At 65.1% G+C, this 17,870-nt stretch carries 15 protein-coding genes; 8 read left to right on the top strand and 7 right to left on the bottom strand.

Annotation, left to right across the window (positions count from 1 at the left end):
• Positions 1-5: 5 nt before the first annotated feature.
• Complete coding sequence (gene hemN, locus JAB4_RS01160; RefSeq protein ID WP_070223244.1) at positions 6-1,454, bottom strand: oxygen-independent coproporphyrinogen III oxidase; 1,449 nt, start codon at positions 1,452-1,454, stop codon at positions 6-8.
• A gap of 25 nt (positions 1,455-1,479) precedes the next feature.
• Positions 1,480-3,138, bottom strand: coding sequence for a PAS domain-containing methyl-accepting chemotaxis protein (locus JAB4_RS01155; RefSeq protein ID WP_070223242.1), 1,659 nt, complete (start codon positions 3,136-3,138; stop codon positions 1,480-1,482).
• Positions 3,139-3,399: 261 nt separating this feature from the next.
• Here JAB4_RS01155 and JAB4_RS01150 point away from each other — a divergent pair, with 261 nt between their 5' ends.
• On the top strand, positions 3,400-4,617 hold the full coding sequence (locus JAB4_RS01150) for a hypothetical protein (protein WP_070223240.1): 1,218 nt from the start codon (positions 3,400-3,402) through the stop codon (positions 4,615-4,617).
• Between the two features lie 9 nt (positions 4,618-4,626).
• Here JAB4_RS01150 and JAB4_RS01145 read toward each other — a convergent pair whose 3' ends face one another.
• The 3 genes from JAB4_RS01145 to JAB4_RS01135 all read right to left on the bottom strand — a co-directional run bounded on the left by JAB4_RS01145 (position 4,627) and on the right by JAB4_RS01135 (position 8,244).
• Positions 4,627-6,708: an EAL domain-containing protein gene (locus tag JAB4_RS01145; RefSeq protein WP_227742158.1), complete on the bottom strand. Its 2,082-nt coding sequence runs from the start codon at positions 6,706-6,708 to the stop codon at positions 4,627-4,629.
• Between the two features lie 72 nt (positions 6,709-6,780).
• A complete protein-coding gene (yiaA, locus tag JAB4_RS01140; protein WP_070223239.1) occupies positions 6,781-7,212 on the bottom strand; it encodes an inner membrane protein YiaA in 432 nt (143 codons plus the stop codon).
• 84 nt (positions 7,213-7,296) lie between these two features.
• Entirely contained in the window at positions 7,297-8,244 is a 948-nt protein-coding gene (locus JAB4_RS01135; RefSeq protein ID WP_070223238.1) for a DUF808 domain-containing protein, read from the bottom strand.
• Positions 8,245-8,425: 181 nt separating this feature from the next.
• On the opposite strand from JAB4_RS01135, the gene JAB4_RS01130 reads away from it, so the two are divergent.
• From JAB4_RS01130 to JAB4_RS01120, 3 genes are all read left to right on the top strand, one after another.
• Entirely contained in the window at positions 8,426-9,067 is a 642-nt protein-coding gene (locus JAB4_RS01130; RefSeq protein WP_070223237.1) for a LysE family transporter, read from the top strand.
• Between the two features lie 103 nt (positions 9,068-9,170).
• Complete coding sequence (locus JAB4_RS01125; RefSeq protein WP_070223236.1) at positions 9,171-10,934, top strand: DUF6600 domain-containing protein; 1,764 nt, start codon at positions 9,171-9,173, stop codon at positions 10,932-10,934.
• A gap of 315 nt (positions 10,935-11,249) precedes the next feature.
• Positions 11,250-11,546 carry a DUF493 family protein gene (locus JAB4_RS01120; RefSeq protein ID WP_070223235.1) on the top strand — a complete coding sequence of 99 codons (297 nt, stop codon included), beginning with the start codon at positions 11,250-11,252 and terminating at the stop codon, positions 11,544-11,546.
• Here the strand turns inward: JAB4_RS01120 and gcvA are convergent.
• A complete protein-coding gene (gcvA, locus tag JAB4_RS01115; protein WP_070223233.1) occupies positions 11,539-12,444 on the bottom strand; it encodes a transcriptional regulator GcvA in 906 nt (301 codons plus the stop codon). The two genes, JAB4_RS01120 and gcvA, sit on opposite strands and share 8 nt — an antisense overlap.
• Before the next feature lie 110 nt (positions 12,445-12,554).
• On the opposite strand from gcvA, the gene yfcF reads away from it, so the two are divergent.
• Positions 12,555-13,193: a glutathione transferase gene (yfcF, locus tag JAB4_RS01110; protein ID WP_083287351.1), complete on the top strand. Its 639-nt coding sequence runs from the start codon at positions 12,555-12,557 to the stop codon at positions 13,191-13,193.
• On the opposite strand, the gene JAB4_RS01105 is transcribed toward yfcF, so the two are convergent.
• The gene (locus tag JAB4_RS01105) at positions 13,081-14,352 is read right to left on the bottom strand and encodes a multidrug effflux MFS transporter (protein WP_070223229.1); all 1,272 of its coding nucleotides are present in this window, start codon (positions 14,350-14,352) and stop codon (positions 13,081-13,083) included. The genes yfcF and JAB4_RS01105 overlap by 113 nt on opposite strands.
• A gap of 125 nt (positions 14,353-14,477) precedes the next feature.
• Here JAB4_RS01105 and JAB4_RS01100 point away from each other — a divergent pair, with 125 nt between their 5' ends.
• From JAB4_RS01100 to lipA, 3 genes are all read left to right on the top strand, one after another.
• Complete coding sequence (locus JAB4_RS01100; RefSeq protein ID WP_070223227.1) at positions 14,478-15,962, top strand: PLP-dependent aminotransferase family protein; 1,485 nt, start codon at positions 14,478-14,480, stop codon at positions 15,960-15,962.
• Positions 15,963-16,037: 75 nt separating this feature from the next.
• On the top strand, positions 16,038-16,742 hold the full coding sequence (gene lipB / locus JAB4_RS01095; protein WP_070223225.1) for a lipoyl(octanoyl) transferase LipB: 705 nt from the start codon (positions 16,038-16,040) through the stop codon (positions 16,740-16,742).
• Between the two features lie 37 nt (positions 16,743-16,779).
• Positions 16,780-17,787 carry a lipoyl synthase gene (gene lipA / locus JAB4_RS01090; RefSeq protein WP_070223223.1) on the top strand — a complete coding sequence of 336 codons (1,008 nt, stop codon included), beginning with the start codon at positions 16,780-16,782 and terminating at the stop codon, positions 17,785-17,787.
• The last annotated feature ends 83 nt before the right edge of the window (positions 17,788-17,870 follow it).

Here is a 17,870-nt window from a genome sequence, read left to right as displayed (position 1 = left end):
CGGTGTTACACCGTTTTCGAGTAGCGCAGCGGCTGCACCGCGTCCGGCGCCGCGTTGGCGCGCGCCATGGTCAGGTAGCGGTCGAAAACCATGCAGATATTACGGATCAGCAAGCGCCCTTTCGGCGTCACCGTCAGCCAGTCTTCCTCGATGACGAGCAAGCCGTCACGCGCCAGTTCGCGCAGCTTTTCCAGTTCCGTGGCGAAGTAGCTGCGGAACTTGACGGGGTGCGCCTGCTCGATGGTGGCGATCGACAATTCGAAATTGCACATCAGCATCTGGATGATGATACGGCGTAATAAATCGTCCGTATCGAGCTTGATGCCGCGCGCGATCGGCAGCACGCCTTCGTCGAGCTTTTCATAGTACGCGTCGAGCGTCTTTTCATTCTGGCTGTAGACGGCGCCGACGGAACTGATGGCCGACACGCCGCAGGCGATCAGGTCCGCTTCCGCGCGCGTGGAATAGCCCTGGAAATTGCGGTGCAAGCGGCCCTGGCGCTGCGCCACGGCCAGGTCGTCCGTCGGCTTGGCGAAATGGTCCATGCCGATGTAGACATAGCCGGCGGCGGTCAGGCGCGCGATGCACAGGCCCAGCATGGCCAGCTTGGTGGCGCTGTCGGGCATGTCGGCGTCGAGGATGCGGCGCTGCGGCTTGAACAGGTGCGGCATGTGCGCGTAGTGGTACAGGGCGATGCGGTCGGGGCTGGCGTTGATCACCTTGCGCAAGGTTTCCGTCATCGTGTCCAGGTTTTGCTTGGGCAGGCCGTAGATCAGGTCGATGCTGATCGAGCGGAAACCGGCGTCGCGCGCCGCCTGCATGATGGCCACCGTTTCCGCTTCCGGCTGGATGCGGTTGACGGCTTTTTGCACGTCCGCGTCGAAATCCTGTACGCCCAGGCTGATGCGATTAAAGCCTTGCGCGCGCAGGGAAAACACGCGCTCGCGCGACACGGTGCGCGGGTCGATTTCGATCGAATATTCGCCGTCTTCATCGGACGCGAACTCGAAATGCTGGCGCAGGTGCGCCATCAGTTCGTCCATCTGCTTTTCGCTCAGGTAGGTGGGCGTGCCGCCGCCGAAGTGCAATTGCTCGATCTGGTTCATGCCGGCAAACAGCTTGCCCTGCATGGCGATTTCCTGTTTCAGGTAGCTGAGGTAGGTGGCGGCCTTGCTGCGGTCTTTCGTGATGATCTTGTTGCAGGCGCAGTAGTAGCACAGGGTGTCGCAGAACGGCACGTGCACGTACAGCGACAGCGGACGGCGGCCGCCGCGCATGCGCAGGGCGGCCAGCGCTTCGAGGAAATTGCCGTAGCCAAAGTCGGCACTGAAACGGTCGGCGGTCGGATACGACGTGTAGCGGGGGCCGGACTGGCTCATCTTGCCGATGATGACCGGGTCGAATTCGACGACGGCGTCCAGGTCGGCGGAAGCACTGCTGAGGAGTGTAGGCATGATGTGTTTTGATGTCTTGAAAGGTTTAGGCGGCCAGGCGTTTCATGGCGGGTTTGCCGGCGTTCGCGGCGCCGCCCTTGCCGCCGGGCATGGCGACGCGGCGCGGTGGCGGCATCTTGCCGAAATTGAACAGGCTCACGGCTTGCGACAGGCTGGCTGCTTCTTCCGCCAGGCGCGTGGCGGCCGCGGCGGCTTCTTCCACCAGGGCCGCGTTCTGCTGCGTCACCTGATCCATGTGGGCGATGGCCTGGTTGACCTGGTCGACGCCGATGCTCTGCTCGCGCGAGGCGATGGAAATTTCCTGCATGATGGCCGTCACCTGCTTGACGGAGCTGACCACCTGCTCCATGGTGGCGCCCGCGCGGTTCACCTGCAGCATGCCGGCGCCCACCTTGCCGACGGAAATTTCGATCAGCTGCTTGATGTCCTTGGCCGCCACGGACGAGCGCTGCGCCAGGTTGCGCACTTCGCCCGCCACCACGGCAAAGCCCCTGCCCTGCTCGCCGGCGCGCGCCGCTTCCACGGCCGCGTTCAGGGCCAGGATGTTGGTCTGGAAGGCGATGCCTTCGATCAGGCCGATGATGTCGACGATCTTTTTCGACGAGGTGTTGATGTCGTCCATGGTGGTGATGACCTCGGAAACGATCTCGCCGCCCTGCACCGCCACTTTCGAGGCGGCCACGGCCAGTTCATTCGCCTGCACCGAGTTGTCCGCGTTCTGTTTCACCGTCGACGAGAATTCCTCGATGCTCGACGCCGTCTCTTCCAGGCTGGCCGCCTGCGATTCCGTACGGCCCGACAGGTCCATATTGCCGACGGCGATTTGCTTGGTGGCCACGGCCATGGTTTCCACGTTGATGCGCACGTCGCGGATGGTGGCGATCAGGTTGCTGTTCATCTGTTGCAGGGCGCGCAGCAGCTGGCCCATTTCATCCGTGCTGTCCGTTTCAAAACTGCCCGACAGGTCGCCGGCGGCAATGGCCCGCGCGCCGTTCAGGGCCTTGCCCAGCGGCTTGAGCACGGACATGCGCAAGGTGTACCAGAGGAAGACGTTGATCAGGAAACCGAACAGGGTAGCGCCGAAGATGGCGTAATTGGTGATCTTGCCGCCGCTGGCGAACAGGCTGATGATGCACACCAGCAGCTGCAGGCAGTTGACGATGGAGGTGGCGGCCCAGATGCGCAGGTTGAGCGACATGTGCGTCAGGTTGTGCAGCAGGTGCGCCAGGCCCGGGCGCACGATCTGGCCATGCTTGATGACGATGTTGCCGCCTTCCTTGTTGCGGATGGCCGCGTAGGCTTCCTCGGCCGCCTTGACCTGGTCCTTGTCGGCCTTCACGCGCACCGACATGTAGCCGATGGTCTTGCCCGCTTCGCGGATGGGCGTGACGTTGGCGCGCACCCAGTAAAAATCGCCGTTCTTGCAGCGGTTCTTGACCAGGCCCGTCCAAGGTGTGCCGGCCTGGATCGACGCCCACAGGTCGGCGAACGCTTCGGCCGGCATGTCCGGGTGGCGCACGATGTTCTGGGGCGAACCGAGCAGCTCTGCCTCGCTGAAGCCGCTGACCTGGCTGAAGTACGGATTCACGTAGACGATATTGCCGTTCATATCCGTTTTCGACACGATGGCCTGGTCGTCCTGGACGAGGACTTCACGGTTAGTCACTGGCAAATTTTGTCGCATGGTCGCGGCTTCCTGGTCGGTTAAATGAGCAATTGGTAAGTAAGACTTGCACGATTGCAAGAATGGAGATCAGTGTAAGGAGTCGCCTGCGCAAATTTATTGATGTAGATCAAAATCCTCCAGATTGGCTCGGGTAATTTGCCGCAGCTCTCAAGCCAGTCCCATTTCGTCCCGGCAGCTTTTCGTTTATAGTGCCAAATTGGCTATTTCTTTTGCTAAGCTGCACTATTTTCCAGAGCAGCGGTCCTTTTCAGGAGACGCATGGGTTTATTCGATTTTTTCCGCAGCCCTCCCTCGCGCGATGCCTTTGCGCAGATCGTCCTGCGGCAGATCGGCCAGGATGGCCTGGCATCCGACAGCCGCTATGAACGGGAACAGTTTCGCATCGTGTCGGGCAGCGACGACGGGCATGTTTTCAATCTGGACAATGCCTACCGCGACTATTGCGCCGCGCCGCGCAAGCAGCGTGCACACGTCGTGCAGCACTACCTGAGCATCTACTCGGCTCCCGGCGTGCCATCCAGCTTTGCCGACGCCCGCGCCAGCCTGATGCCCGTACTGCGCAGCCGCCGGCAGGGCGACCATCTGCGCCTGCTGGCGCAGACCGAGCCGCAGCGTCCGGCATTTGCCACTGCCTGCCAGGACTTCAGCGAGGATGCGGTCGTCATGCTGGCCTACGATACGGAAGTGAATATGGCCACCATCGGCCAGGCTACGCTGGCGCAGTGGGGCGTGACGTTCGAACAGGCGCTGGCGGCGGCCATGGACAATTTGCGTGACCGCACGGCGCACAGTTTCGTCGCGTTGGGCAACGGCTTGCTGCTGGGCGACTGGAACGACGCCTATGATTCTTCGCGTCTGCTGCTGCCGGACTTGCTGTACCGCGCCTGCGAAGGCGGCGAACCGCTGGTGATGGTGCCCACGCGCGGCCGCTTCCTGCTGGCGTCGTCGCACCATGCGGCGGGACAGCTGGCCATGGTGGCCCTGGCCGACCAACTGGCGCGCGACGAGGGGCGGCAGGTCTCGACCGCCCTGTATGGCGTGCGGGACGGGAAAATCGTCGCCTGCGAACCGGCCGATGCGGCCGTCGCCACGGCGCTGCGGCGTTTCCAGACGATCGTGCGCGCCGATCTCTACAACCAGCAGAAGGAAGAGTGGGAGCAACTCAACACGAGCACGGGCGAAGATGTTTTCGTCGCCAGCTGCCTGCTGATCGAACGGCAGCCGGGCGAGCGCGTCTTTTCCGTGAGCAGCTGGGCCCGTGACGTGCATACCTTGCTGCCGCGCACCGATGTCGTGGCGCTCGAGGTGCGCGACGAGCATGGCGAGCGCAGCGGCAGCAAGCTGCTGGCGTGGGACGAGGCGCAAGCCATCGGCGGCGGCCTGATGGAGCAAATCGATTGCTACCCGGTGCGCTACCGCGTGCGCTCGTTTCCCGATGCGCAGTGCGTGGCGGCGGCGCCGGCCTGCGAGCTCTGAAGCTGGCCGCTAATCCACTCCCGCCGTCAGCGGCCGCAGGCCGCCCACGGCGTAGCCTTGCGCATAGTCGATGCCCAGCTCGCGGATGACGGCCAGGGTGGCTTCGTCTTCCACGTATTCGGCCACCGTTTGCAGGCCCATCACGTGGCCCACTTCATTGATGGCCTTGACCATGGCGCGGTTGATGGCGTTGGTGGCGATGTCGCGCACGAAGACGCCGTCGATCTTCAGATAGTCGACGGGCAGGGCCTTCAGGTAGCCGAACGAGGAAAAGCCGCTGCCGAAGTCGTCGAGCGAGAAGCGGCAGCCCATGGCCTTGAGCTGGCGCATGAACACTTGCGCCTTGGGCAGGTTGGCGATGACGGCCGTTTCCGTGATCTCAAAGCAGATCTGTTCGGGCGCAATCGCGAATTGCACGAACTGCTCGGTAATGTAGTCGTGCAAGCCCGTGTCGGCCAGCGACATGCCCGACAGGTTGACGGAATACAGGGCCGGTGCGCGGCGCCGGCTTTCGGCCAGCGCCTCGAGCGGCGGCAGGCTGTCGCGCACGCTTTCGATATGCGCGCAGACGGCGCGGATGACCCAGCGGTCGATGGGCAGCATCATGTCGTAGCGTTCGGCGGCGGGAATGAAGGCGCCGGGCAGTATCAGGTCGCCCTTGCTGTTGCGGATACGGATCAGCACTTCGTCGTGGTGTTCCTCGCGGTCGTGCAGGTGCACGATGGGCATGGCGTACAGGCGGAAATAATCGTGTGCGAACGCTTCGTTCAGACGCGAAATCCACAGCATTTCGCCGTGCCGCTGCGCCAGCATGACGTCCGATTCCTGGTAGACATGGATGCGGTTGCGGCCCTGCTCCTTGGCCAGGTAGCACGCCTGGTCGGCAGCGCTCAGCAGCTCGCTCATGGACTTGCTGTCCTGGTTGATTTCCACGATGCCGATGCTCACGCCCAGCTCGAAGCTGCGGTTATCCCAGGCGAAGCGGAAATCGCGGATGGACTGGCGCAGCTGTTCGCCGATCTGCCGCGCGTGATCGAGCGGGCAGTGGGGCAGCAGCACGCCCAGTTCGTCGCCGCCGAGGCGCGCCAGGATGTCGCTGTCGCGCATGCGCCCCTGCAGCATCTTGGCCAGCAGCTGCAGCAGCACGTCGCCGGCGCCGTGGCCGCAGGTGTCGTTGATGACCTTGAACTGGTCCAGATCCAGGTACAGCAGCGCATGTGTGTGGCCGTCCTGCTTGGCCGTGTGCAGGGCGCCGGCCACCAGATGTTCGAATTCGCGCCGGTTGATCAGGCCCGTCAGGGCGTCGTGCGTGGCTTGCCACGACAGCTGCTGGCTCAGCTTGCGTTCGTGGCTGACGTCGCGAAACACGACGACGGCACCGAGGATCTCGCCGTCGCGCGACCAGATGGGCGCGGCCGAGTCTTCCACGGCGATATGCCGCCCTTCGCGCGTGACCAGCTGCGCATGCGTGGAAATGCCGATGGCCTGGCGCTGGCGCAAGCACTTGATGGCCACGTGTTCGAGCGGCGCCCCCGTGTGTTCATCGACGAGCTTGAGGGTTTCCCAGATGTCCAGGCCCTGCGCCAGCTCGTTGCTCCAGCCCGTCAATTGCTCGGCCACCCGGTTCAGGTAGCGCGTCTTGCCCTGAGGATCGGTGGTGATGACGCCATCGCCGATGGAGCTGAGCGTCACTTCGGCCAGTTCCTTGCTTTCTGCGATCAGAAGTTCGCGCTCCATGTGCTCGGTGATATCCCAGATGATGCCCAGGGTGCGTTCGGGATGCCCGTCGGCATCCATGAAAATTTGCGCCTTGGCCGCCAGCCAATGTTCGCTGCCGTCGGGCCAGACGACGCGGTATTGCAGGGCGTAGCCTTCGCGCCGGCGCACGCCGTCCTGCAGCACGGTCATGACCTTGTCGCGGTCGCTGGCGTGCACGCAGTCGAGAAAGGCGCGAAATGGCTGCGTCAGCGCGCGTTCTTCCAGGCCCAGCAAGGCAGCGCCCTTGGCCGACCAGCTGACCGTGCCGTCGATGACCTGGCCATCGACGATGCGCGAATCCCAGATGGCCATGTGCGCCGCCTCCAGTGCCATCTGCAAACGTTTCTGCTGGTCGCCCATCATCCCCTCCCGACATGGATACGGAGATAGACGGGGCGGTGGCGTTTAAGTTCCCGGCACGTCCTGCGGTGCGAGCGGCGCGGCGCGCGCCACGTCGCGCACGTTCTTTTGCACGGCCACGGCGGCGAACAGGCTGAGTAAAAACGCCATGGCATAGAACCCTTTTTCGCTGTTTTGCAGGGTGGCGTTCCACAGGCCCACCGTCAGCAGCAGCAAGGCCAGCAGCACGGAAATCCAGCACAGGCCAAAGTAAATCCCCGTCACGGCGATGCCTTCGGCGCGGTCGCGCACGGATTTCTGCAGCGAGATGGCGGCGAACAGGCCGTACACGAGAATCGTGAAGTAATAGCCCTTCTCGTTGAGGGGCATGCTGGCGTTCCACAGGCCGGACAGGTAAGTGACGATGCCGATCAGCAATGCCGCCCAGGACGCGCCGATAAAGGCGCTGCTGGGGCGTGGGGCGGGGGAAGTCTGCATAAGGTCTCCATGGGCAGCGGGCGCCGCCGGCATGGCCGGGGCGGCAGGCACGGATGCGCCTGCCGCCTCATCAGACCAGAAAGTTTATTTGCTTGGCTTGATCATGCGCAACAAAGCGGACACGGCGGTGACGCCTGCCAGCACCAGGCCGCCGGCGATCAGGCCGGCCACCGCGTTGATCAGGCTGGGCGTGACGGCGGCCAGCACGGGGCCGATGCCGGCCACGCTGCCCACCGCTTCTTCCGCATGGTGCAGCATCGCGCTGGCCCACGGCCAGCCGTGCGTCAGGATGCCGCCGCCGACCATGAACATGGCCAGCGTGCCCACGACGGACAGGAATTTCATCAGTTTCGGCGCCGCCGATACCAGCATGCGGCCAAAGCCGCGCACGCCATCCATCAGCGCGCCCGCACCCTTGCGCGCGGACAAATAAAAGCCCGCGTCATCGAGCTTGACGATGCCGGCCACCAGGCCGTACACGCCCACCGTCATGATGATGGCAATGCCGACGACGACGGCCACCTGCTCGGCAAAGGTGGCCGCGGCCACGGTGCCCAGCGCGATGACGATGATTTCCGCCGATAAAATAAAATCGGTGCGGATGGCGCCCTTGATCTTGTCCTTTTCCAGGGCGACGAGGTCGACCTGCGGGTCGCGCAGCGCCTGCGCCAGCTCGGCCTTGTGGCTGTCGTCCGGATGCAAATACTTGTGGGCAATCTTTTCGAAACCTTCGAAGCACAGGTAGGCGCCGCCCACCATCAGCAATGGCGTGATGGCCCACGGCGCAAACGCGCTGATGGCCAGCGCGGCGGGCACGAGGATGGCCTTGTTCTTCAGCGAACCGACGGCGACGGCCCAGACGACGGGCAGTTCGCGCTCGGCGCGCACGCCGGCCACTTGCTGCGCGTTCAGGGCCAGGTCGTCGCCGAGCACGCCGGCCGTCTTCTTGGCGGCCACCTTGGTCATCAGGGAAACGTCATCGAGGATGCTGGCGATGTCGTCGAGCAGGGCCAGCAGACTGGAGCCGGCCATCTCAGCGCGCTCCCATGGTGGTGGCAGGGAGTCGTGGAGCGAGGAAAGTGTTGTTTTTCATGATGTTATTCTTGGTTGTACGGCAAGGAAGTGTGTGACTGCGATCTTACCTCAGGGCGGGCCGGCAAGGCCGCACCGACCGGGTTAAAATTGCTCATCGTCACCATTTTTTGGACACCGCATGCATTTCGCCACCTGGATCACCTTTGTCATCGCCGCTTCCATCATCGCCGTCTCGCCCGGCTCGGGCGCCGTGCTGTCGATGTCGCACGGCCTGTCGTACGGGGTGAAAAAGGCCAGCGCCACGATTCTGGGCTTGCAGCTGGGGCTGCTGGTGGTGCTGGGCATCGCCGGCGCCGGCGTCGGTTCCCTGCTGCTGGCCTCGGAGGTGGCGTTCAATATCGTCAAGACGGTGGGCGCCCTGTACCTGATCTATTTGGGCCTGTCGCAATGGCGCGCCAAGGTGGCCGTCACGGGCGACCTGCATGCCGACGCCGTGGTGCCTTCCATGGGCCGGCGCGTGCTGACGGGCTTTCTGACCAACGTGACGAATCCGAAGGGCATCATTTTCATGGTGGCGGTGTTGCCGCAATTTATCAGCCCGGCAGCGCCGCTGCTGCCGCAGCTGCTGATCCTGGCCGTCACCATGTGTACGATCGATCAGATCGTCATGCACAGCTACGCCTTCCTTGCCTCGTCGATGCAGCGCTTTTTCCGCGATGCGCGCGCCGTGAAAAAGCAGAACCGCTTCTTTGGCGGCTTGCTGATGGCCGTCGGCGCGGCCCTGTTCTTCGTCAAGCGGGGCAGCCAGGCTGCATCCTGAACGAAGTCAATATGCAAACATTTGTAAGCCCGCTTGCGAGGTCCGTCGAATGCGGATGTAATCGGTGGCAATCATCCCTGTAAGTCCTGCCTGGAGCGCTGCCATGCGTCCGACCCTGTCTTTCCCCTTCCTGCGCACCGTGTGCGCCGTGCTGCTGTCGTCGGCGTGCGCCTTCGTCCTGGCGCAGGACCCGCCCGCCCGCGTGGGCCGCATTTCCACCGTCGAAGGGCAAGTGCTGGTGCGCGCCGGCGATGGCGACGCGCAAAACGCCCTCTTGAACTGGCCTGTCACGACGGATAACCGCTTGAGCACCCTGCGCGGTGCGCTGGCGGAATTTCGTGTGGGCGCGGCCGCCGTGCGCCTCGATGGCGATTCCGAGCTGGAAGTGAGCGAACTCGATGACGACAGTTTCAAATTGCACCTCAGCTATGGCACGGTCAGCGTGCGCGTGCGCAACCCGGACGCGCTGCGCGGCTTCGAGCTGACCACGGCCCAGGCCCGTGTGATCCTGACCCAGCCGGGCTGGGTGCGCATCGAGGCGGGACGCCAGCCCGGCACCAGCGTCGTCAGCGTGCTCGACGGCGCGGCCGACGTGGATGGCGCGACGGGCAGCGTGACCTTGCGTGCCGGCAAGCGCGCCGAGTTGACGGACGAAGAATTGCGCACGGGCGCGGTGCAGCGCGTGGCGTTCGACCACTGGCCCGAAGCCTTGCCCGCCGCCGCGCCGGCCTTGCGCTATGTCACGGACGATACCACCGGCTATGAAGAGCTGGACCGCTACGGCGCCTGGCAGGAAGACGCACAATACGGGCCCCTGTGGCTGCCGAGCAGCGTGCCGGCCGGCTGGGCACCGTACAGCGACGGGCGCTGGACGTGGATCGCGCCGTGGGGCTGGACCTGGGTCGACAATGCGCCGTGGGGCTATGCGCCCTCGCACTACGGCCGCTGGGTGCTGCTGGGCCACCGCTGGGGCTGGGCGCCCGGCCGCGAGCGCGGCCGCGTGCCGTGGGCGCCGGCCCTGGTGGGCTGGGTCGGCGGCAACCATGGGCAGCAGCACGGCCAGCGGCCGGGACCCGGTATCGGCTGGTTCCCCCTGTCGCCGCACGACCGCTACGTGCCCGGCTACCGCGCCAGCGCGGACTATGAACGCCGCATCAACCGCGTGGCCGAGGGGCGCCGTTTCGTGGCGGGCGAACGCGAACGGCGCGAAGGCATGACCATGCTGCCCGGCGAGCGTTTTGGCGCCTCGCGCACGGTCGACGTGCCGCGCCGCAACCGCACCACCATGCCGCCGCCCGTCATGCAAAGCTTGCCGTTGAGCACCGCGCCTGCACCGGCCGACAACTGGCAGCGTCCCGTTGAGGCGCCGCGCGGCGACCGGGAGCCCCGGCGCGACTGGGGTAGCCGCCCTGGCCGCCTGCAGACGGACGACGGCCAGACGCACCTGGCGCCGCATCCCATGCAGCCGAACCGCCCGCCCGTGCCGGCCCAGCCGCAGCAGCCCCCCATGCCGGCGCAGCCCGTGATGCCGGCGATGCCGGTCTTGCCACCGGTGCATGACCATGTGGCCCGTCCCGGCTGGCGTGGCGAGGAGCGGCCCCGCGCCGACTGGCCCCGCGCCGAGCGTGGCCCCCGCCGCGAGGTGCTGCAGACGGCGCCGCCGCCATCTTTGCCCGCGCCGCCGCCGGTGGCACAGCCGCGCCCTGCGCCGCCGATGCCGGCCCCTGCCGCCCGTCCGCCCCAGGAAGCGCGCAGCGCCGAGCGTCCCAATCCGCCCCGTGAACGCAACAATGAGCGCAACATTGAGCGCAACAACGAGCGCGGCGGTCCCGGCCGCAATGGCCGGATGCAGGAAGCGGAGCGCTGACGGCCGTGCCGTCTGTCGCGCCGTATCGACGTTCAAGCCGCGAAATGCGCAGTTCGTCACATACCGGAGGTAAAGCCGCCGTGGTTTGGCTACAGTACGGCCACTGCTTATCCTCCAAGTGACAGCATCGACTTTTCCGGCTATTTTGTCCAAACGAAATAGTTTTCGCCAGCTTACCCAGCTGGCTTTTTTTTTCCGCGCCCCTGGGGCCATGGCGGCCGGCGCAGGCGCTGCCAAAGTTGGCTACAATACGCCTTTATGCAGCCGCCGCGCGATAAGCGCTGCCTGTTCTGACCGGCACTGATTGGATTTCCCATGCAAACCACCCCACCGACCGAAGTGACGATTCCTCCCAGCGAATCGCTGATCGAATACCCGAGCGATTTTCCCATCAAGATCATGGGTCCGACGCATGTCGATTTCGCGCCGACCATGCTCGAGCTGGTCATCAGCCACGATCCGACCTTCCATGTGGGCCGCATGGAAGAGCGTCCATCGGGCAAGGGCAATTACACGGGCCTGACCGTGACCGTGCGCGCCATCAGCCGCGAGCAGCTCGACGCCCTGTACATGGCGCTGTCGGGCCACCCGATGGTCAAGATCGTCATGTAAGCAAGGTGGGCGCTTCGCGTGCCTGGAAGGCGGCGATTTCTTCGTCCAGCCAGGCACGGAAGGCGTGCACGGGCCCGCGCTGCGCCGCAGCGGGCGGGCTGACCAAGTAATACGCGTCGGCGCAGGGCACCGCCATATCGAACAGGCGCACCAGCCGTCCCGCGGCCACTTCCTGCAACGCCACCACATGGCGCACCAGCGCCACGCCATCGCCATCGATGGCCGAACGGATCAGCATCGACAAATCCTCGTACAGTACGCCGCCCACGGGTTCAGCCAGCGGCAAGCCAGCCGCCGCAAGCCACGGCCGCCAAGGCTCGAGCGAGCGCAGCAAGGTCACCTGCGCCAGCGCCTCCGGCGTGGCCGGCAAGTTGCCGCCCCGGTAACGGGGGCTGCAGACCGGGTAATACACGTCGCCCATCAGCGGCTGCACCAGCAGGCCGGGATAATGGCCGCGGCCGAAGCGGATGCCCACGTCGATGCCTTCGCCTTCCAGGTCCTGCAAGGCGCCGCTCGTTTGCAGCACCACTTCGATGCCGGGATGGCGTTCGATGAAATGTCCGAGGCGCGGCGCCAGCCAGCGCGCCGCAAACGAGGGAATCGCGGTGATCGTCAGCCGCGTATTGGCAGGCGCAGGCCGCAGGGCTTGCGCCGCCGTGGCGATCTCTGTAAAAGCCTTGCCCAGCACCAGCGCGAATTGCCGCCCCTGTGGCGTGACCGTCACATGGCGGCCATTGCGCAGGAATAGCGGCAAGCCCAGCTCTTCTTCCAGCTTGCGCACCTGGTGGCTGATGGCGCCGTGCGTCAGGTGCAACTCCTCGGCCGCGCGCGAAAAATTGCCGTGGCGGGCAGCCGCCTCGAAGGCGCGCAGTGCTGAAAAATTCGGCAATCTGGACATGGCGTTTAATGTGAATAAAAGTAACTAGAACGTCGAATATAACTCGTTTTGTTAGCTTAACACGGCGCTTTATGATGAATCCTGTTCACTTATCCACAGGAAGGCCCGCCATGTCCCTCATTTTGTATGTCGACCGCAACCGCATCAGTCCGTACGCCCTGTCCACCTATGTCGCCCTGAGCGAAAAGCGGCTTCCCTTCACCGTCCAGGACGTCGACCTGGACGCCGGCGCGGCGCGTCAGCCGCCGTTCAGCGCCCTGAGCCTGACGCAGCGCGTGCCCGCCATCGACCACGACGGCTTTATCCTGACGGAATCGAACGCCATCGCCGATTATCTCGACGACGTCTTTGCCGCGCCCGACTATCCTTCCGTGCTGCCGCGTGATCTGCGCCAGCGGGCACGGGCGCGGCAGGTGCAGGCCTGGCTGCGCAGCGATCTGCTGGCGCTGCGCAACGAGCGCGATTCCACCGTCGTGTTCCACCCGCCCCGCGCGGACCATGCGCCGCTGTCGCCGGCGGCACAGGCCGCTGGCGCCAAGCTGCTGCAGATCGCGGGCGAACTGGTGCAGGGCGAGCATCTGTTCGGCGCCTGGAGCATCGCCGACACGGACCTGGCCCTGATGTTGTTGCGTTTGATCAAGAGCGGCCAGCCCGTGCCGCCTGCGCTGCGCGCGTATGCGCTGGCCCAGTGGCAGCGTCCTGCCGTGCGGCAGTGGCTGGCGAACGTGCCGTTGCCGCAACTGGCTTAGTCAGCAGCCACACGAGGGCAAAGGCGCCGCTGGCCGCCGCCGTCACCCACAGCAGCGGTTTTTCGCTGCCGTCCGTGATGGCGGCGATGACGGCGCCGCAGGCGGCCGTGATCGCCATCTGCACGAAGAAGAACAGGCCCGAGGCGCTGCCCGCCTGGGCGCCATACGGCTGCAGCACGGCCAGCTGGCAGGCGGGAATCGCCATGCCCACCGACACCATCACCAGCAGCATGGGCGCCACCAGCGACGCCACGTGCTGCGGCGCCAACGTGCCCGCCAGCAACAGGCTGGCCGCCCCCGCCACATTCAGCAGCACCGCCACGCCCAGCATGTGATCGGCGCCCAGGCGCGGTCCCAGCGCCCGGAACAGGCTCGACCCCGCGATATAGCCGCTCACCGTCAGCCCGAACACCAGCGCATACGCGCCGGGCGACAGGTGCATGCCCCTTTGCAACAGCACGGACGATTCCGCAATGAAGGGGAAATACGTGCAATACACGCAGCCGATGGCCAGCGCATAGCGCAGGAAATATCTGTCGCCCAGCAGGCGGTAGTACAGCGCCAGGGTATTGCCCTGTGGTACGACGCTGGCCGGCTTGGTTTCCGGCACCCAGGCGGCGATCAGCCACAGCGACAGCGCACCCAGCAGGCACAGCACGCCAAACACGGCGCGCCAGCCGAACGCCGCGTCGAGCACGCTGCCGGCCAGCGGCGCCAGGATCGGTGACAAGCCCATCGCCATCGATATTCTGCCCAGCATGCGCGCCTGCGTGGCGGGATCGAAGCGGTCGCGCACCATGACCCGGCCGATGATGGTGCCGCTGCAGCCGCCGAACGCCTGCAGCACGCGCGCGGCGATCAGCACGTGCACATCGGAGGTCACGGTGCAGACGATGCTGGCGAGCACAAAAATGCCCGTGCCGGCCAGCAGCACGGGCCGGCGTCCGTAGCGGTCGGCCAGCGGCCCGCAGGCGAGCATCGAGGCGGCCGAGCCGGCCATGAACAGGCTCAGGGTCAGTTGTAACTGGGCATCGCTGGCATGCAGGGCATCGGCCATGGCCGGCAGCGAAGGGAGATAGATGTCGATGCTGATGCGCGACAGGCAGACCAGCAGCAGCACGATGCCGCCCCAGGCCCATAAAGCGATGTGTTTCTGCATTGTTTTATACGATCCTTGCAAACGTGCGCCCCGCTGGCGCACCGGAACGGTGAGAGTAGGATGGTTGTGGTGTAATGCGAAGTGCCACTCATCAGAAAACTTATTGGACCACTTGGACGATCATCATGCCGCGAGGAAAATCACCGCACGCCCTGGACTTGCCTCGTCCCACCAGCTGGCTCGACAAGGCAGGCGTCAACAAGCAGGATGGCGCGTATGAAGCGCTGCGCTCGGCCATCCTGACGAAGATGCTGCCGGCGGGCAGCCGGCTGCCATCGAGCCGCACCCTGGCCGAACGGTGGGAGTTGTCGCGCGGCACCATCGAAACCGTGTTCGACCGCCTGCACGCGGAAGCGTATGTGACGCGCGTGCCCGGTTCCGGCACGCGCGTGTGCGCCGTGGTGCCGGAGCGCTTTTTGATGGCAGGATTTGCAGATACCGCCCCGGCCGCGCCGGCCAGCGTGCCCGCGCCCGCCCCGGACACGGGTGTGCGCGACGGCTTGCCCTTCGTGGCGCGGCGTGCCGACGCCAGCCTGTTTCCCATGGCTGCCTGGTCCAAGTGCGCCACGCGGGCGCTGGCGGCCGCCACGCCGGAGCAGCTGTGCAGCGCCGATCCGGCCGGCTTGCCCCAGCTGCGCCAGCAGATCGCCGACTTCCTCGCCAAGTACCGCGGCATCCGCTGCGACCCGCAAGATATCGTTGTCACGACCGGCATCCGCCACGCGATCGACTTGCTGGCGCGCGGCATCGTGCGCGATGGCGACAAGGTGTGCCTGGAAGAACCGGGGTACCCGGCCGCGCGCGCCCTGTTTGCCCTGGCCGGCGCCGTGCCCGTGGATATTGCCGTCGACGCCGAGGGCATCGATTGCGCCGCCCTGGCCGCGCACACGGACGCCTGCCTCGCGTACGTGACGCCGGCGCACCAGTCGCCGCTGGGCGTGACCATGTCCGTCACGCGCCGCCTGGCCTTGCTGGAATGGGCGAACGACAGCGGCGCCTGGGTGGTGGAAGACGATTACGACAGCGAATTCAATTACCACAGCGCGCCGCTGGCGGCCCTGAAGGCACTGGACCAGTACCAGCGCGTGATTTATTGCGGCAGTTTCAACAAGACCCTGTTTGCCGGCCTGCGCGTGGGCTTCATGGTGCTGCCGCCCGCCTTGCGCCCGCAGCTGCTGCGCATCGTGCAATTGACGGGCAGGTCCGTGGGCGTGACGGAACAGCTGGCGCTGGCCGCCTGGATGGAAGAAGGCGCCTTCGTGCGCCATCTGCGCCAGGCCAGGCTGGCCTACAAGGAGCGGCGCGACCTGCTGCTGGCCTGCCTCGAGCAGACGGCCCCCGGGCGTTACACGATTTCCGGCCAGCAGGCGGGCTTTCATTGCGTGCTGTGGCTGCCGCCCGATGGCGATGAACGGGCCTTTTGCGCGCGCGCGGCGCAGGAGGGTCTGGCGCTGCAGCCGCTCGGCGATTTTTGCCACAGCGCCAGGCTGGCGCCGGCCGTGCTGCTCGGTTACACGGCCTTGAGCCTGGCCCAGGTGCGCTACGCTGCACAAAAATTGGGCAGCTTGCTGCTGCCTTCTGGCAACGACGAGGCGCCCTTGGCTGAATGAAACGGCGGCCTGGCTTATAATCACGGCTTCGCCGCAGCGTCCGCAGGGCGCCGGCAGCTGATTACAGAATCTGTCATGACCACCACCCGCACCGAAACGGCGCTGATCCGCGAGCTGGGCCGCGTCGATTACGAGCCGACCTTTGCCGCCATGCGCGCCTTTACCGATGCGCGCACGACGGACACGCGCGACGAACTGTGGATCGTCGAACATCCGCCCGTATTTACTTTGGGCCTGGCGGCCGACCGCGGCCATCTGCTGGCCGGCGCCGAGAGTGTGCCCGTGGTGCAGACGGACCGGGGCGGCGAAGTGACGTTCCACGGCCCCGGCCAGGTGGTGATTTACCTGCTGATGGACTTGCGCCGCAACAAGCCGGGCGGCAAGCTGTATGCGCGCCAGTTCGTGCATAAAATCGAGCAAGCCATCATCAACGTGCTGGCGGCGTATAATCTCGCTGGCGAGCGCATCGATGGCGCGCCTGGCATCTATATTGCTGGCGGACCAGACAAGGGTGCGAAGATCGCCGCGCTGGGCTTGAAAGTGCGCGGCAACGGTTGCACCTACCATGGCGTATCGCTCAACGTGGCGATGGACCTGGCGCCGTTTTCCTGGATTAACCCTTGCGGCTATTCCGGCCTGAAGACGGTGGACATGCGCAGCATGGGCGTCGTGGCGCCGCTGGCCGAGGTGCAGCGGGCCCTGGCCCAGGAATTGACCGTATTACTCGATGTAAGCGAAGTAAACAGCGCCGCAGGCGCGCCTCAGGCAGCGGATGCCTGAGCAAACAAACCAACATGCCCGTCAAGGGCTTGCAGCCATGACTTCTGAGACCATTTCCAGCACCGCCCCCGCCGCTCCCGCCTACAACCCGAGCGAAAAGCAAAAAGGCGCCAGCAAGACTTCGCGCATCCCGATCAAGATCGTCCCGATCGAGCAGATCGAGCGCCTGAAAAAGCCGGACTGGATCCGCGTCAAGGCCGCTTCGGCTTCGACCCGTTTCTATGAAATCAAGGATGTGTTGCGCGAAAACAAGCTCGTGACCGTGTGCGAGGAAGCCAGCTGCCCGAACATCGGCGAGTGCTTCGGCAAGGGCACGGCCACCTTCATGATCATGGGCGACAAGTGCACGCGCCGCTGCCCGTTCTGCGACGTCGGCCATGGCCGTCCGGACCCGCTGGACAAGGAAGAGCCGGCCAACCTGTCGAAAACCATCGCCAAGCTGCGCCTGAACTACGTCGTCATCACCTCCGTCGACCGCGATGACTTGCGCGACGGCGGCGCCGGCCATTTCGTCGAGTGCATCCAGCAAACGCGCGCCCTGTCGCCGAACACCCGCATCGAAGTGCTGGTGCCCGACTTCCGTGGCCGCCTGGAAAAAGCCCTGGATCTGTTCAAGGATGGTTTGCCTGACGTCATGAACCACAACCTGGAAACGGCACCGCGCCTGTACAAGGAAGCACGTCCCGGCTCCGACTACATGCACTCGCTGAAACTGCTGAAGGATTTCAAGGCCATGTACCCGGACGTCAAAACCAAGTCCGGCATCATGGTGGGCCTGGGCGAGACGGACGAGGAAATCCTGCAAGTCATGCGCGACATGCGCGAGCACGACATCGACATGCTGACCATCGGCCAGTACCTGGCGCCATCGAACAGCCACCTGCCCGTGCGCCGTTACGTGCACCCGGACGTGTTTAAAATGTTCGAAGAGGAAGCCTATAAAATGGGCTTCACCCACGCCGCCGTGGGCGCCATGGTGCGCAGCTCGTACCACGCGGATGAACAGGCGCACAGCGCCGGCGTGGAATCGGCGCTGAATTTCTAAGCAGCTTGCGCCACATCAAAGCCGCCCGCGATAGCGTGGCGGCTTTTTTTTTGCCTGATTGAGGTGATGTACAATATCCTGTA

This window comes from Janthinobacterium sp. HH102 (assembly GCF_001758625.2).
In the GTDB taxonomy this organism is placed as follows: domain Bacteria; phylum Pseudomonadota; class Gammaproteobacteria; order Burkholderiales; family Burkholderiaceae_D; genus Janthinobacterium.
The sequence above is the reverse complement of the archived record's forward strand: the minus strand, read 5'-3'. Positions and strand labels throughout refer to the sequence as shown.

Bases quoted from the DNA above. Each gene is read 5' to 3' on its own strand.
- hemN (WP_070223244.1), bottom strand. From the start codon at position 1,454: ATGCCTACACTCCTCAGCAGTGCTTCCGCCGACCTGGACGCCGTCGTC.
- JAB4_RS01155 (WP_070223242.1), bottom strand. From the start codon at position 3,138: ATGCGACAAAATTTGCCAGTGACTAACCGTGAAGTCCTCGTCCAGGAC.
- JAB4_RS01150 (WP_070223240.1), top strand. From the start codon at position 3,400: ATGGGTTTATTCGATTTTTTCCGCAGCCCTCCCTCGCGCGATGCCTTT.
- JAB4_RS01145 (WP_227742158.1), bottom strand. From the start codon at position 6,708: ATGGCACTGGAGGCGGCGCACATGGCCATCTGGGATTCGCGCATCGTC.
- yiaA (WP_070223239.1), bottom strand. From the start codon at position 7,212: ATGCAGACTTCCCCCGCCCCACGCCCCAGCAGCGCCTTTATCGGCGCG.
- JAB4_RS01135 (WP_070223238.1), bottom strand. From the start codon at position 8,244: ATGGCCGGCTCCAGTCTGCTGGCCCTGCTCGACGACATCGCCAGCATC.
- JAB4_RS01130 (WP_070223237.1), top strand. From the start codon at position 8,426: ATGCATTTCGCCACCTGGATCACCTTTGTCATCGCCGCTTCCATCATC.
- JAB4_RS01125 (WP_070223236.1), top strand. From the start codon at position 9,171: ATGCGTCCGACCCTGTCTTTCCCCTTCCTGCGCACCGTGTGCGCCGTG.
- JAB4_RS01120 (WP_070223235.1), top strand. From the start codon at position 11,250: ATGCAAACCACCCCACCGACCGAAGTGACGATTCCTCCCAGCGAATCG.
- gcvA (WP_070223233.1), bottom strand. From the start codon at position 12,444: ATGTCCAGATTGCCGAATTTTTCAGCACTGCGCGCCTTCGAGGCGGCT.
- yfcF (WP_083287351.1), top strand. From the start codon at position 12,555: ATGTCCCTCATTTTGTATGTCGACCGCAACCGCATCAGTCCGTACGCC.
- JAB4_RS01105 (WP_070223229.1), bottom strand. From the start codon at position 14,352: ATGCAGAAACACATCGCTTTATGGGCCTGGGGCGGCATCGTGCTGCTG.
- JAB4_RS01100 (WP_070223227.1), top strand. From the start codon at position 14,478: ATGCCGCGAGGAAAATCACCGCACGCCCTGGACTTGCCTCGTCCCACC.
- lipB (WP_070223225.1), top strand. From the start codon at position 16,038: ATGACCACCACCCGCACCGAAACGGCGCTGATCCGCGAGCTGGGCCGC.
- lipA (WP_070223223.1), top strand. From the start codon at position 16,780: ATGACTTCTGAGACCATTTCCAGCACCGCCCCCGCCGCTCCCGCCTAC.